The organism is Streptomyces sp. NPDC111507 (assembly GCF_055638955.1).
In genome coordinates, this window is sequence record NZ_JBVKBU010000015.1 from 47930 (window position 1) to 60816 (window position 12887).

Below are 12887 nucleotides of genomic sequence, written 5' to 3' on the forward strand. Positions count from 1 at the left end.
GTGGTGGCCTATGCGGTTGACCTGGCTTTTTCGGTGAGTACCGAAGAAGCCAGTTAGGTGGTGCGCCGCAGGTCGAGCCGCAGGTCTGCGGCTACGGCTGCGGAGTTCATGGAGGACACGGCTTCGACGATGTACGTCGCCCCGGTGCGCTCGTCGCGGAGGCGGTCCTGGTCGGTGACGTCGGTGCCTGCGGTGACGCGGCCGACGGCATAGCGGACGATCCGCGGGGTGGGGTCGTCGCGGGTCGTAACCCGCCGGGTCTGCTCGATCAGTGACGCGGGGATGCCGGTGTGCACCGGAGTGTCGGTGTCGACTTCGTCGCCGTAGCCATCGGTCGACGTGCCGCGGAGCACGGCGATCGTGGTCGTGGCGCGGGCGATCACCTGCCACCATCCATGGGACGCCAGCGCGGATCCTCGTCGTCCATGACCGCCGAGTTGAAGTTCAACGTCCGCGGGATCAGCCCGTGGAACGGGGTCGCCGGGCGGATGCGCAGCGGGCGGGTGCGGCGCCACGACAGGCGGTCGATGCAGCGCTTCGCCAGCGGCGACAGGATTCCCGCGTTGGCGTGGAGGAACGTCGCCGACACCTGATCCTGCGAAATGCTGGACGTGTCCATACTGGTCGCCCAGTCCGGATGCTGGATCAGCCACGCCGTCTGATAGGCCACGGCCAGCTTGAGGAGCCGCAGATTCTTCGGGGCCAGGTTGCCCGCGATGGAGGCGTCCTCGCTGGTATCGGCGAACATCTCGACGACCGCCTGCGCCTGCCCCACCTGCGCGTCAGACGCTGTCACGCCCGTATAGGTGGTGACGTCGCCTGTCGTGGCCCACGGCATCAGATCACCTGCCGGACGAGAAGCTCGTACACCCACCGGCCGTCGACCGTGGCGGCGAGACGCGCGTCACCGCGCGGGATGAATCCGGCGTCGACCGCGGCCTGGATGGTGGCCTGCCGGAAGCGGGTGTGGTCCTCCTCGTGCGGGCCACCGGTCTCGGCGGGGAAGTCCAGCCGGAACACGTCCGGAGCCGCAGGTGCGGCAGGCGGAGTCGAGACCGCGGCGACCGGCTCATCGTCCACGACCGGAGCGGGCGTCTCCTCGGGGGCGTCCTGCTGTTGCGGGGCGTCGGCGAAGTCATCCTCGGCTGATCCTTCGGCAGCCCCGTCCGTGTCGGTGAGGCGATGCACGAGCTCGGCCTTGACCCGGCCCGAGGGCAGGCCGCGGCGCCGGCACTCCTCTTGGAGGTCCCGCGTCGACATCTGTTCGTAGTCCATGGCCGTGGCCTCCTCTCGTTCGCCGGTGCCGTCGGGGTGGCACCCACCAATCCCCGACGGCGGTCCCGGAGGGCGGTTAGTCGGTAATGCGCTCGAGGATGCTGAAGGCCTGCTCGTTGCCGACGCCGAAGCCCTTGCGGGTGCGGAACTTGACGGCGGTGTCGTCGGTGGAGTCCTGGGCACGGGCCTGGTCGACGAGGCTCTCGGGGGCGGAGCGGTCGCCGCGCTTGAGGAACTGCCGGTTGCCGAAGATCAGCAGGTCGTTGCCTGCGGGGCTGCCGGAGACGGAGCCGGAGACCTTGCAGCCTCGGGACCAGGCGATGGGCACGTCGAACAGGGTGTCGGGGGTTCCGGCGGTGCCCTGGAGGAAGATGGGGCGGCCCTGGCCGTCGGTGCAGAGGCGGAGTGCGTCGCGCCAGCCGGGGGCGGCGATGACGAGCTGGTCGGCGAGGCTCCAGAACTTGCTGGTTTCCACCTTCTTGAAGGTGGACGACAGTTTCTCGTACAGGCTGTTGCCGCCGCCGGAGGCCGGGAAGGAGACGTTGTCGTCGTCCCAGTTGGCGTAGTTCGCGTCCGCCGTGTAGCTCGTGGCGGAGTTGGTGGTGCGCAGCGCCTTGTACACGGAGGTGAAGGGGGCGGTCGTGCCGTTCTCGGTCGCCGAGACGCCGAGGCACGCGTTGTCGAAGGAGTCGGCGTAGGAGATCGCCCAGTCCATGCCCTTGACCTGAAGGGTGTCGACGATGCTGTCGGCGTCGGCGAGGTCGTCCTCGTCGACGACGAACTGTGCGAGGAAGCGGCGGGCGGTCAGCGTGATGTAGTCGTTCGCCGACGCGTCCGCGGTGTACGTGGTGCCGACGGACACGGTCAGGCCGCCGGAGCGCAGGATGCGCTTGGTGGCGGTCGTCATGTTGTGGCCGCGCCCGTACCGCTCGACAGCGGATTCCATCAGGACGCGGGTCAGAACTTCGGAGTCCCACTCGATCGGGATCCAGTTGTCGATGATGTCCGTCGAGGCGGCACCGACGATGTGGTAGATCGGGTACAGCTTGCCCGGCTGCTCGCCTGCGGCGATGCGGGCCTTGCGGAAGCCGATAATCGAGCCCGGCTCGGGGCTGACGGAAATGGGCACGCGCGTCGGGCGCATAGCAACCTCAGGGAGAACAGGGGCTCACGGCCCGCCGGTTGGGTGGAGTGCCCTACCTGGGCGGACCTGTGAGCGTCCCGCTCGTTTCCCTGCCCGAACCCTGTGGGGTTCGTCGTGCGCACCCCCGTGGGGGTGTTGGTTCAGCTGCGGAGGGCCCTTGCCGCGAGCTGTTCGGCCCATCCCTTGGGCTCCGGCTTCGGCGCGGGCTTGTCCGCTGCGTCAACCTTAGCCGCGGGTGCGCCATTCTGGCCAGAAGATCCGCCAGAGTTGGACGTTCCGGCAGAACCACGGGTGCGCTTGAACAGTTCCGGGAAGTCGGCCTTCACCTGCTCGATCTGCTCGGTGAGGCCGGTGATCTCGCCGTCCTCGTCGATGTCGACCTCGTCGAGGTCCACGAGCTTCATCAGGGAACCCAGGCGGGTTCCGTTCCATCCGGCCTCAGACAGGGCCGAGTTGACCCCGGTCACGAGGCTCTTCGTCTTCCGCATGCCGCGCAGCTCGGCTTCGGCGGCGGCCTTCTCGACCTGCCGCTTCACCTCCGCGGCGCTCGGCCCCTGCGGCTGATCGTCCTTGCGGGCGACCGGCTCGTCGTCCGGCTCCGGATCGGGGTTGATCTTGTTGCCGGTCTTCAGGTCGATACCGTGCTGCCGCAGGTACTTGCGGCGCGTCGCAGCCTCGGCGTCGGCCTTCCGCTTCCCCTCGACCAGCCTCTCGTAGTCCTCGCGGGATGGAGGCGTCCAGTCGTCGACCGGCTCCGGCTCAGGTTCGTCGTCAGGAGCGTCATCCGGCTCGACGACCGGGTCGCCTTCCGCGCCTCCCGCGATGAGGTGGATGGGGCGGCCATCCTTGCGGTAGCCGAGGATCGTCCACGGCGGGGCGCTGATCGGGATGATGGGTGCCATCAGTTCCTCCAGGGTTGTGCTCACGTGTGGCCTGCCGCCGTTCGTGCCTGACGGCGAAGCCGGTCTGGAATACCGCGCTGGGCGGCAAGAGTGCGGGCCGCACGAATGCGCGCGGCACGGGACTCGCTGGGACGGCCGCGGCCGGAGGCGATACTCCGCCACGCCTGCGCCCGCAGCAGATCAGGCAGGCTGGCCGTTCCAGGGCGGGCCCACTCGTCACGCCACGCCACCAGCCTGCAGCGGCAGTTCGGATGCTTCGGCGGGCCCTCAATGGCCGCCGCGCTCCTGGTGCGGGAGTGGGGGTCCATGGACAGGCCGCCGGGGAACAAGCCGTCCCGGTCGGCGATCCGCCCGGCGTAGGCGAGGCACACCACGCAGGCGTCCCGCTCCGTCACCCACAGGCGGCGCGCCCCGAGTTCGGCAATGGCCTGCGCGGCACCGTCGTTGATGGCCCGGTGGATGCACCAGGCGACCGCGGACCGCACCAGGGACACGGCACGCCGTGCCGAGGCCAGGCCGGCGGTCACGCCCGACCAGCCCTGCCGGGCGACTGACTGCGGCGACAGCAGAATGTCGGTGAGGCGCAGCTGCTCCCGCACTGTCGCCGCGATGGCTCGCGCCGCGTCGAGCGCGTCGCGCGGCACCACCCCGGCAACCCGGCCCCCGCGCCCGCGCCCGGCGCGGTGGGCGAAGGTGAACGTGTGCCGGATGCCCATCTCCACGGCCTGCTCCAGGGCCTGCTCCACAGCCTGCGCGGCGCGCCGTCCGAGCCCTGCGCTCGCCTGGTCCACGTCCCGCCGTACCCGCGTCAGATAGAGGGCCAGGGCCGTGCCGCCACCCACTGCTGCCAGAGTCCCGAACGACGTCACCCATCCGGCGGCAGCGGCGGCGATTACCGCGGCGAGTGCCGCATCGGCGCCTCCGTCCGCTTCCTTGGCGGTCTGCTGCTCGAGGTTGGCAGCTTCGGCGGCCTGCTCCTGCTGGACCAGGTCGGCGAGCTGCGTGGGGGTGGCAAGTGTGGTCATGCGGCGGCCCCGTCGTCCTGGCCGAGGTTCTCTGTCGCGCCGAGGATCGCGTCGAGAAGGCTGCCGACCTGCTCTTGGGTGATGACGCCGAGGGCGATGCCTGCGCCGAGTTTCTGGATGGCGTCGCCGAGGCCAGACCGCGGGCCGGCGAGGAGCTCGACGCGGCGCTGCAACTCCGCGTCATCGTTGAGGTTGGACAGCCACGCCTTGACGATCTCGGGCGCGTATCCGGCTTCGATGAGGGCGTGTTCACGCGGCACACCGGCGGCGATCTTCGCTGCGACGACGGTCCAGCCTTCGGCGGTGGCGACCTGGTCGGCGGGCTGCCAGCGCACCGTCACTGTGACGTCGTCGTAGCCGAGGAGTCGCAGCGCGAACTCGAACGCGTCCGCCCATGTCGCCCCAAAGCTGCGCTGCCGGGCCTGGACTTTCGCCGTCAACGGCGCCTTGGCTTCCTGCCGGGCCTCCCCTGAGATCGCGTCCCCGGTGGAGTCGAACAGGGCGAACGGCGTGTCCGTGACCTGCGACATTGCCTTGATGTATCGGTCGAACGGCTCCAGGTACACCTTGGGGTCGGCGGCAGCAAACTGACCGACAGCCTTGTAGCCCTGGAGCTGCCACACCTCGCCCGGGTCGTTCCGCAGCTGGCTGTAGTTGAGCGGGCTTTCGGGGTCGGCCGCCTCGTCCTCGGGCCGGTCGGGGAAGAAGTCGGACTGCTGCCCGGACTGGTCGACGGCGGGATCGATGAGGCCGTAGCGCTGCGGCAGCGACTGGTAGTCGATCGTCGCCAACTGCCCCAGCACGATCTTGTTGATGGCTGCCTGCGGGCCGTAGGCGGCGTAGTGCTCGGGGCGTCCGTAGGGGCGGCCGGTGCGGAAGTGGAAGAACGGCACCTCACCCCACGGGTTCGGGAGGATCGCGTCCTGGCCGTCGTCGGTGTACGGCATCCACTTGTCGACCTTGCCGGAATGCTTGCCCTTCCACTGCCAGCGCTCGATGCGGGCAGGCGTCTCGCCGTCGGCCGCGTACCAGAGGTCGGCGCGGATGACCTGGGTCTTGCCGGAGCCGATGCACCACGACTTGATCGCGAGCTTCTTGCGGAGCGGGTTCTCCTCGTCGTAGATGATGCGAACCGTGGCCGCCGAGTTCACGAACATGTCGACGCCTGCGGGCTGGCCGTCGTCGGCGAGGTCGGGCCACACCATCAGGTAGGCGTCGCCCTGTGAGCACGCCCGCGTGTGGAGCGCCGGGCCCTCTTCGTCCAGCTGGTTCCGCTTGATCAGGTCGGCAACCTCGGCGTCAGCATCCTCGTCGCCCGTGGTGATCGCGGTGATGTGGAGCCGGTTGGCGACCGCGTCGACGGGAATCCGCGCAAAGTTGATCTCGTCGAGTTCGTCGAGATGCGACTTGGCGAGCATCTGCGCGACCTTGTCCGACGCGTAGATCTCCTCCACGTCGCCGTCGTAGTACGCCTCCGCCTTCGCGTACTTGGGGCGGTTCTCGCACAGCTCCTCATACGCGGCGATCAGGTCAGCGGTACCGGCCATCAGTGGATCACCTCGGGCTCACGGACCGCGCTGCGGCCTTCGGGCGGGCAGGGGGCTTCAGGAACCGCAGGACCGCGTTACCGACGCTGTCGACGAGGTCGTCGTTGGGGGCCTTCGGGAAGCCGACCATCTCCTCCTCCAGGGCGGGGAGGGGTTCGGCGTGCATCACGCGGGTCGGAATCAGCTGGTACAGGTTCAGGGCCCGCTCGGCGCGGGTCTCCTTCTTGTCGCTGTTGGAGAAGGTGACGACCTTGACGGGAAGGTCGTGGAACACCTCCAGCCACAGATCGCCGCCCTGGTTCGACTCGACCAAGAGGGCGCCGACTTCGGGGAAGGACTCCAGGATCTGAAGGATGCGGGCACGTAGCGGCTTGCCCTTGAGCTTGACGCGCTGCGCGAACTTGACCAGGCAGCGGGCAGGGTGCGTCCCGTTGGCGGGCGCCCAGCTGACGACGGACAGGCCCGTGAAGTCGGAGCTCTGTTTCGTGGTGACGGCGCCGTCAACGGACAGGTAGGTGCGGGCGGTCGGGAACTGGCCGTAGGTGAAGTCGGTCTCGGACCAGTAGGCGCCGTCGGCGGCCATCGGGTCGTTGAGGTAGTTCTTCCGGAAGCTGCGCGTGTGTTCGATCTGCTTCAGGAAGGAGATCGGCCACTTTGACGGCCACATGGACCGTTCGCGCCCGTAGTCGTCGGCGACGATCGGGAGGTGGTGGTGGACGCGGAACTGCTGCTCCCCCACCCACGCATTCGACTCGGAGCGCTCGCCCTTGCCCCACTTCACCAGTTGATGCGTGACGCTGCCGGGCATTGTCACCGTCCCGGACAGGACAACGCGGGCGTAGATGTTCAGGGGCAGGATGGCGTCCGTGACGGTCTTCAGCCGCTTGTCCGCCTGATACGCCGAGTACTGTGCCTCGTCGGGTTCCACATCGTCGAGGAGTAGCAGGTCAGGGCGCTGCGATCCCACCTTCATGCCGAGGCTGGATGCGTCGATGCCCTTCGCAGCGAACACAAACCCGTTGCCGCGGATGACCATGTGCTTCGCGTCGGACTCCGACGCACCCGACGGGCGCCGGCCCGCGGTGCACAGCTTCGGGAAGTCGCGGCTGAGCGCGGCGTTTTCGTCGACCTCTTTGCGGAACGTCCCGAGGTGCATTTCCGCCTGCGGCCCGGAGTCGGCGAACACGGCCGCGAACTTGACGTGCCCGTGCGCTGCCGCCCACAGGGGCAGAATGAACAGCATCCACGTCGACTTGCCGGTATCCCGTGGTGCGAGGAACGCGTCCCGCTGCTCCATGGGGGCCTGCGGCGGGATCGCCCACTGGCGGGCGAGGCGGACCCATTCGAGGTGGGCGTCGGCGAAGGTGACGTGGCCTTCGGGGTCGCGAAGGTGGTGCAGGCAGTAGAGGACGGCAAAGAGCAGCGGGTCGTACTTGGTGGCTTCGATGCGGGCTTCGCGGTGTTCGGGGCTGCCGTCGAGGAGGCGCGCGTCGATGCCGTTGACCCAAGCGCCGAAGTCGAACGTGTAGGCGTTTGCCGCCGAGCTATAGGGGTCGGCAGGGCGCGGCCGGTCGACGGCGGTGGTCACTCGCCCTGCTCCCGGTCCGCGCGCAGAGTCTCGGCGACGACAGCGTTCTTCGCCTTCATCTCAGCGACGAGCTCTTGCAGCGCAACGTCCTGCTGCGTGGTCTCGGTGACCGTTGCTTCGACCCTGGTGGGTGCGTCGAGGCCGAACAGCTGTCGGAGGGCCGCGGTGTTCTTCTGCCGCTCGCTTTCAACTTTGACGAGGCGGTCGATGGCTTGGAGGACGGGTCCGTCGTCGAGGAGGGGTTCGCCGTCGACGACGATGACGCGCCCATTGTTGACGGTGATGTGATGCCGCTCGAGGACTTTGAGTGCGGCCTGCTCGAGGGCGTCAAGGCGCGGAAGGGCGGCCTCGATGCGTTCGAGGACGACGGCACGCCAGGTATCGATCTTCGGGTCGACGCGGCGCGCGCCTTCTTCGCGGATGAGGTCTCGGACGGTGCTGGCGCTGATGCGTCGGCCGCCGGTGGGCCCGTCGGGGTGTTGGGTGAGGTCGTCGATGGCGCCGTTGCTCATGCCGCGGGCTTTGAGATCGAACACGATCTCGGCCAACTGGGCGCGTTCGGCGGTGTTCCGCTTTGCGTAGGGGGCCGGTCCGCCTGCCATACCTCACACCCCTCACTGCCGATGATTCTTCAGGATGACACCACCTTCACCTTCGAATCGTAGGACATCGGCGCGCATTAGTCGCTATCCCCCTACCGAAAGCCTCACGGTGGGCGCACCATTGAAGGCGACGAGAGGGCGCGCCATGGTCAGCAGCCGCGGAGGCCGGTACGGATTCGTCTACCGAAACCGCTTCAAGACGTATCGCGCCCTGCGCCGGAAGGGCATGTCGAAGACGCGAGCAGCGGAGATCTCGAATGCGGGCCGGAGCTTCCCGCAGAGGTCAGTCATGGCTCGCAAGGCGGCCAAGTCTCGGCAGGCGAGGGGTCGTCGGCGGTAGCATCCCCGGACTGCACGCAGGGGGTGCGTGCGCCTTGTAGGGGGTTGCGATGGGGGTTCGACTGTCGGGCGGGATCGGACCGCTGAGAGTGTCGGTGTCGCCGGGTAGAGCTGCGGGCGGGTTCTTCGCCCTCGGGGCTGCGGTCATCGTCGGCATGTTCAGGTTGATGTTCTGGATGCTGTACGGCTGCTACTGGCTGATGCGGGCGCTCTATTGGGAGCTGCCGCGGGCGGGCTACCGGTGGTGGCAGCGGCGCCAGGCGGCAACCAGCCCGCACTGACGGCACGTCAAAGGGCCCGCTCCGGACGTCGGAGCGGGCCCTCGGTCTCGCGATTCACGTATCGTCGCCGACAGCCTTCGCGCATCCCCGGCATTCCCGGATCGCCCCGCCCGGGTATCCGCGGCAGAGGTATCCGGTTTTCCCGCAGGCGGCTTCGAGCAGGTCCCACCACCGCTCATCGACGGGCCGGCGGGTGCGGTGGTGGGTGCGGCCGTTGACGAAGCGGACGTTCTTGATCGGGTACTCGTCGGCGAGCGTCGGGGTGGGCGCGGTCACGTCGGGAACACCTCGGGGTGCGCGGCCTTCCAGTCCGTCCAGCGCTTCAGGTAGATGCTGTGGTCGAGGTCCATGACCTGCTCCAGGCTCAGCGGACCGGGGTGCTTCGTGTATTCGTGCTCGCCACCGCGCGCCTTCGGGCCGGTGGGAACGAATAGCGGCCCGTACTGCCAGGTGACGACGCGGTATCCCCAGTCGTCGGGCCCGTACTTGACGAACACCCGTGTGACGACTCGGCCTTCGACGTCGAGGGGCCGCTTGAGCATGCGCTGCCGTTCGCGGTCGCCGAGGAAGTAGTGGATGTACTCGTCGATGTACGAGGCGATCATGGCGGCTTCGGCGTCGGTGGGGCGTTCCTGGCTGCCCCAGCTGTAGCGGCTCCGGTCGACGTCGATGTATGCGGCGATGTACTTCCACATCGGGTTGAAGCTGGTCACGACGGGGATGCGGAGCTTGGTGAGCGGGTCGTTCTCGTCGGCGTCGGTGCCGAAGGGCCAGGCGGTGGTGGTCATGTGCAGACTCCGTTCAAATATCCGCGGGCGGCAGCTTCAGCGGCCTGCCCCCGCCCGTCGGCGATCACGTCGAGCGGCGAGCCGTCCCCGAGGTGGGGGTTCATCCCGACCATCCACGCGGTCGCCACGTTGTCGCCTGCCGTGTCGGCGATCATGCGGTGGATGCGGTGCGCCGCCGCCCGCTGTGCTGCGGTGGTCAGAGTGCGGGCGGCGGTCGGGCCGAACCAGACGTTTAGGTCGGCGGCGATGCTCACCATTGACCTCCCATGTGGGCAAGGATGCTGGTTGCGCGGTCGAGGGCGGCGCCTGCTTGGGCAAGGAGTTGGCGGGCTTCGTTCAGCTCCACCCGACCTTTCTCGGCCTCCTCGTTCACGTCGGTGCCGTTGTCCATGCGGATGGCGTCGGCGTCCCGCATGGTGCGGAGTTCCCCCCAGATCTGCTCGATGGCCTGCGGCATGCCCCACACGGTCTGCTTGAGCTCGTTCACGGTGCTGTAGATCTCGGAGGGCTCTTCGAAGACGCTGCGTCCGAGGGTGCGGTGGTTGAGGGCGCGGATTTCCTCGGCTGCGCTGCGGGCAATGGTGGCGGGTTCGCGGTTCAGGTTCACAGGTCAGTCCTCATTCCAGTAGCGGCGGTCAAGTCGTGCGGCTTCGGCGGCCGTTTCCTCCCACCAGCCGGGTGCCGGGCCGGGCTCGACCGGCGGCGGCACCTCGGCAGGCGGGATGGGGGCGGCGGTGCGGTCGGTGGCTACCAAGGCTCACCGCCTCCCCAAACACCGCCAGAGCCGGTCGCGTTCTTGGTGCGGCGCTTTGGGTTGATGCCGTCCAGTTCCATGCGCCGGTTGTCGAGGCGGGTCTGGATGCGCATCCACTGGCGGCATCCGTCGGTCTTGCAGTCGGCGCAGTACGGGTCGGCGCTCTCACCGGTGAAGTCCGCGGCCCATCCGGTGGCGGCGTGGTACTTCGTCGGCTCGGCGTCGAGGCGTGCGGCGCGGCGGGCGATCATCCGTTCCAGGATCATCGCCTGATCGGGCTCCATCCACTGGTGCATGCCGATGATGGGTTTCCACCGACGGCCGTGGTGACGACGTTCGATGCCGCACCAGCGGCAGCCGTAGGGCGGCTCGGCGTGGATTCCCCGGGCAGCCAACTCGGCGCGGATCGCGGCGGTCACGACTGCGGCGCCTTGGGCGTCTCGGTGCGGGCCGCGTACAGGGCTTCGCGGTGCTGGTCCATGGCTTCTTCGCGAGTGGTGGCCTTCTCGGCGGTGGTCTCGATGGCGCGGTCGCCGATCTTCCAGCCTTCGAGCCTCCTGTCCGGAGTATCGTCGAAGACAGTGGTGCTGTACGCGCGGAAGCCGACCTGAACGGTGGACACGATCAGGGCCCACTCGTCGCCGTGCTTGACGGGCGTCTGGCGGACGATCTTCGGGAAGCTCATGACGGTGCTCCTTACGGCGTGGTGACGGCGACTGCGGGCTGCGGGGTGACGGCGTGCACGTGGTACGGGGCGAGCGCGCACCACACGAACAGCAGCGTCAGCAGCAGGCACAGGCCGGATATTTGGGTGCGCATCACAGGCCTCCTCAGGCGGCGAGGGCGAGCTTCGCGGCGGCAAGCTTGTAGGCCGGCTTGCGGGGGCGGTACAGGGCGACGAGCGCGGCAACCTCGACACGCGAGTAGCGGGTGCAGGGGCGGGCGGCGCCCTTCCGGAACGCACGGCCCGCGATGCCGACGACTCCAGCCTTCTCGACCTTGTCCCGCAGGCTTCCGGCGACGGAGCTGGCCTGGGAGTGGGTGAGGCCGACCGCGATGCAGTGGCTGGCAAGGGTGCCGTTGCCGCGTCGGGCGATACGGGCCGCGACGCGGGTGGCGATGGCGCGGGCCTTGGCGGTGGCGCGGCGGCTGCGGTTCGAGCGGATCACGGATCCCCCTATGGATCATCGGTAGCGATACTGACTATCGCTGCCCACAACTCAAACCATACCCACGAGGGGGCGGCATCGCAAGTCAGTTGCGGTACCTTGTTCTCATGACAAGCGAATCCCCCACGCTCGACGACATCGCCGCTGCAGGCGCACGCCGCAAGCGCGACGCCGAACGCCTCAAGCAGTCGAGCGACGCCCTGAAGGAACTGGTTCTCGCCGCGCTGCGGGACGGCCAGCACAAGCCGACCGAGGTGACGAAGGCTTCGGACTGGACGGCAGCACACGTGCGAAAGATGGCGCGTGAGGCTGGCATTCAGCCCGACGAGCGCTACAAGGAGCGCGCCGACCGCCTCCGTAAGACGACCACCACCCCGGAGCGCCCGGAGGGAAGCGAGGAGGACGCCGGATGAAGGTCAGATACCGCACCGAGCTTGGGGGCGAGTCGACGGCTTATCTGGACGACGGAGACGGCAACACCCGAACGGGAGCCGACAAGTACACGGATGAACCGCTGACAGTCTGGTGGGACGGCTCGAACTGGGTTGAGGTCGCCGCGCTCTCGGAGCACGGCGCGGGCTCGGTGCGCCCGGACGAGGAGTAGCCGTGAGCGAGCGATGCGACGTGTGCGGTCTACCCGACCTGCACCACGGATACGGTGACGGCATCGGCTCCTGCGACTGCCCCCGCTGCGAATGCGGCGTAGCCGAATGGTCTGATCTTTGCACCTGCCCGCCGGACGATGAACAGCCCTGGCCCGACGCCTGATCCCCCGATTCCCGCCCTACTCCCCCACCGGCCGCGTCACACTCCATGTATGGCGCTTCGTTTCACGGTGCAGGGCGACGACGAGCAGGAGACGGCAGCCGGTCTGCGGCTGCTGCTGACGCTCGGGCTGCGGCAGAAGATGCCGCCCACCGACATGATCAGCAACGGGTGGATGGCCCGCGCCGTACCCGCCCGCACGACAAAGGCCCCGACCGCCGAGGAAGGCGGCCGGGGCCCTGGCGTTGGCTGATCAGGCGGCGAGCAGCACGGTCTTTGAGCAGATAGCGATGAGGACTTCGGCACCACAGTGCTGACACCAGTACTCGTCGACAGGGTCTCCGTGCTTACGGGTCCGCCCGTCGGTCCAGGGGGCGACGCGGCAGCATTGCGGGCATTCGTAGAGACTGTTCGACTCGGGCTCCCCGATGGCCTGCCACTCGGTGACAGCTGTTTCGATCTGATCGCGGTGTAGCAGTACGGGGTGCGAGTGGGTTGCCGGGTCGACTCGGCCGACGACGCCTGCGGCCTGGAGTTCCACCAGGATGGCGCGCGCGGCCTCGAATGTGATCTCGACGCCGTAGTCCTGCCGGAAGCGCCGCTTCAGCATCGACGGCGACCCGTGCCGCGCCCCCTCGGTGACGAGCTCGGCGGCTGCGTAGAGAAGGTTCTGTCCCATGGCTCGAGTGTCCTCCTACTGCTGGTTGT

Annotated in this window: 24 protein-coding genes; 5 read left to right on the forward strand and 19 right to left on the reverse strand. The window is 68.5% G+C overall.

Annotated elements, in window-relative coordinates:
- Window positions 1-53: 53 nt before the first annotated feature.
- The 9 genes from ACZ7M2_RS39870 to ACZ7M2_RS39910 form a co-directional block, all read right to left on the reverse strand.
- Window positions 54-383: a hypothetical protein gene (locus ACZ7M2_RS39870; protein WP_471599464.1), complete on the reverse strand. Its 330-nt coding sequence runs from the start codon at window positions 381-383 to the stop codon at window positions 54-56.
- Window positions 380-838: a hypothetical protein gene (locus ACZ7M2_RS39875; protein WP_471599465.1), complete on the reverse strand. Its 459-nt coding sequence runs from the start codon at window positions 836-838 to the stop codon at window positions 380-382. Before ACZ7M2_RS39875 ends, ACZ7M2_RS39870 begins: the two co-directional genes overlap by 4 nt.
- Entirely contained in the window at window positions 838-1275 is a 438-nt protein-coding gene (locus ACZ7M2_RS39880; protein WP_471599466.1) for an SAP domain-containing protein, read from the reverse strand. Before ACZ7M2_RS39880 ends, ACZ7M2_RS39875 begins: the two co-directional genes overlap by 1 nt.
- Before the next feature lie 76 nt (window positions 1276-1351).
- Window positions 1352-2404: a phage major capsid family protein gene (locus tag ACZ7M2_RS39885; RefSeq protein WP_471599467.1), complete on the reverse strand. Its 1053-nt coding sequence runs from the start codon at window positions 2402-2404 to the stop codon at window positions 1352-1354.
- Between the two features lie 155 nt (window positions 2405-2559).
- A complete protein-coding gene (locus ACZ7M2_RS39890; RefSeq protein WP_471599468.1) occupies window positions 2560-3321 on the reverse strand; it encodes a phage scaffolding protein in 762 nt (253 codons plus the stop codon).
- Between the two features lie 20 nt (window positions 3322-3341).
- Complete coding sequence (locus tag ACZ7M2_RS39895) at window positions 3342-4346, reverse strand: hypothetical protein (protein WP_471599469.1); 1005 nt, start codon at window positions 4344-4346, stop codon at window positions 3342-3344.
- Window positions 4343-5893: a phage portal protein gene (locus ACZ7M2_RS39900; protein WP_471599470.1), complete on the reverse strand. Its 1551-nt coding sequence runs from the start codon at window positions 5891-5893 to the stop codon at window positions 4343-4345. The genes ACZ7M2_RS39895 and ACZ7M2_RS39900 overlap by 4 nt, the downstream gene beginning before the upstream one ends.
- Window positions 5894-5900: 7 nt before the next feature.
- Entirely contained in the window at window positions 5901-7481 is a 1581-nt protein-coding gene (locus ACZ7M2_RS39905; RefSeq protein ID WP_471599471.1) for a hypothetical protein, read from the reverse strand.
- Window positions 7478-8029, reverse strand: a complete 552-nt coding sequence (locus ACZ7M2_RS39910) for a hypothetical protein (RefSeq protein ID WP_471599472.1) — start codon at window positions 8027-8029, stop codon at window positions 7478-7480. Before ACZ7M2_RS39910 ends, ACZ7M2_RS39905 begins: the two co-directional genes overlap by 4 nt.
- Before the next feature lie 199 nt (window positions 8030-8228).
- Between ACZ7M2_RS39910 and ACZ7M2_RS39915 the strand changes: the two genes are divergently transcribed.
- Window positions 8229-8423 (forward strand): DUF7218 family protein, encoded by a 195-nt coding sequence (locus ACZ7M2_RS39915; RefSeq protein WP_471599473.1) that lies wholly within the window; start codon window positions 8229-8231, stop codon window positions 8421-8423.
- Between the two features lie 49 nt (window positions 8424-8472).
- The gene (locus ACZ7M2_RS39920; RefSeq protein WP_471599474.1) at window positions 8473-8703 is read left to right on the forward strand and encodes a hypothetical protein; all 231 of its coding nucleotides are present in this window, start codon (window positions 8473-8475) and stop codon (window positions 8701-8703) included.
- 54 nt (window positions 8704-8757) lie between these two features.
- Here ACZ7M2_RS39920 and ACZ7M2_RS39925 read toward each other — a convergent pair whose 3' ends face one another.
- From ACZ7M2_RS39925 to ACZ7M2_RS39965, 9 genes are read right to left on the reverse strand one after another with little or no spacing between them, the layout of a single operon-like run.
- Window positions 8758-8979, reverse strand: a complete 222-nt coding sequence (locus tag ACZ7M2_RS39925; RefSeq protein ID WP_471599475.1) for a hypothetical protein — start codon at window positions 8977-8979, stop codon at window positions 8758-8760.
- Window positions 8976-9491: a hypothetical protein gene (locus ACZ7M2_RS39930; protein ID WP_471599476.1), complete on the reverse strand. Its 516-nt coding sequence runs from the start codon at window positions 9489-9491 to the stop codon at window positions 8976-8978. Before ACZ7M2_RS39930 ends, ACZ7M2_RS39925 begins: the two co-directional genes overlap by 4 nt.
- Window positions 9488-9748, reverse strand: coding sequence for a hypothetical protein (locus ACZ7M2_RS39935; RefSeq protein ID WP_471599477.1), 261 nt, complete (start codon window positions 9746-9748; stop codon window positions 9488-9490). Before ACZ7M2_RS39935 ends, ACZ7M2_RS39930 begins: the two co-directional genes overlap by 4 nt.
- Complete coding sequence (locus ACZ7M2_RS39940; protein WP_471599478.1) at window positions 9742-10098, reverse strand: hypothetical protein; 357 nt, start codon at window positions 10096-10098, stop codon at window positions 9742-9744. Before ACZ7M2_RS39940 ends, ACZ7M2_RS39935 begins: the two co-directional genes overlap by 7 nt.
- Before the next feature lie 3 nt (window positions 10099-10101).
- A complete protein-coding gene (locus ACZ7M2_RS39945; protein WP_471599479.1) occupies window positions 10102-10245 on the reverse strand; it encodes a hypothetical protein in 144 nt (47 codons plus the stop codon).
- Window positions 10239-10664 (reverse strand): hypothetical protein, encoded by a 426-nt coding sequence (locus ACZ7M2_RS39950; protein ID WP_471599480.1) that lies wholly within the window; start codon window positions 10662-10664, stop codon window positions 10239-10241. Before ACZ7M2_RS39950 ends, ACZ7M2_RS39945 begins: the two co-directional genes overlap by 7 nt.
- Window positions 10661-10930, reverse strand: coding sequence for a hypothetical protein (locus ACZ7M2_RS39955; RefSeq protein ID WP_471599481.1), 270 nt, complete (start codon window positions 10928-10930; stop codon window positions 10661-10663). Before ACZ7M2_RS39955 ends, ACZ7M2_RS39950 begins: the two co-directional genes overlap by 4 nt.
- A gap of 11 nt (window positions 10931-10941) precedes the next feature.
- Complete coding sequence (locus tag ACZ7M2_RS39960) at window positions 10942-11064, reverse strand: hypothetical protein (RefSeq protein ID WP_471599482.1); 123 nt, start codon at window positions 11062-11064, stop codon at window positions 10942-10944.
- An 11-nt stretch (window positions 11065-11075) separates the two neighbouring features.
- Complete coding sequence (locus ACZ7M2_RS39965; protein ID WP_471599483.1) at window positions 11076-11414, reverse strand: hypothetical protein; 339 nt, start codon at window positions 11412-11414, stop codon at window positions 11076-11078.
- Between the two features lie 107 nt (window positions 11415-11521).
- Between ACZ7M2_RS39965 and ACZ7M2_RS39970 the strand changes: the two genes are divergently transcribed.
- From ACZ7M2_RS39970 to ACZ7M2_RS39980, 3 genes are all read left to right on the forward strand, one after another.
- Window positions 11522-11827 carry a hypothetical protein gene (locus tag ACZ7M2_RS39970; RefSeq protein WP_471599484.1) on the forward strand — a complete coding sequence of 102 codons (306 nt, stop codon included), beginning with the start codon at window positions 11522-11524 and terminating at the stop codon, window positions 11825-11827.
- On the forward strand, window positions 11824-12018 hold the full coding sequence (locus tag ACZ7M2_RS39975; RefSeq protein ID WP_471599485.1) for a hypothetical protein: 195 nt from the start codon (window positions 11824-11826) through the stop codon (window positions 12016-12018). The genes ACZ7M2_RS39970 and ACZ7M2_RS39975 overlap by 4 nt, the downstream gene beginning before the upstream one ends.
- 213 nt (window positions 12019-12231) lie before the next feature.
- Window positions 12232-12432 (forward strand): hypothetical protein, encoded by a 201-nt coding sequence (locus tag ACZ7M2_RS39980; RefSeq protein ID WP_471599486.1) that lies wholly within the window; start codon window positions 12232-12234, stop codon window positions 12430-12432.
- Here ACZ7M2_RS39980 and ACZ7M2_RS39985 read toward each other — a convergent pair whose 3' ends face one another.
- Entirely contained in the window at window positions 12433-12858 is a 426-nt protein-coding gene (locus tag ACZ7M2_RS39985) for a hypothetical protein (RefSeq protein WP_471599487.1), read from the reverse strand.
- Window positions 12859-12887: the final 29 nt, after the last annotated feature.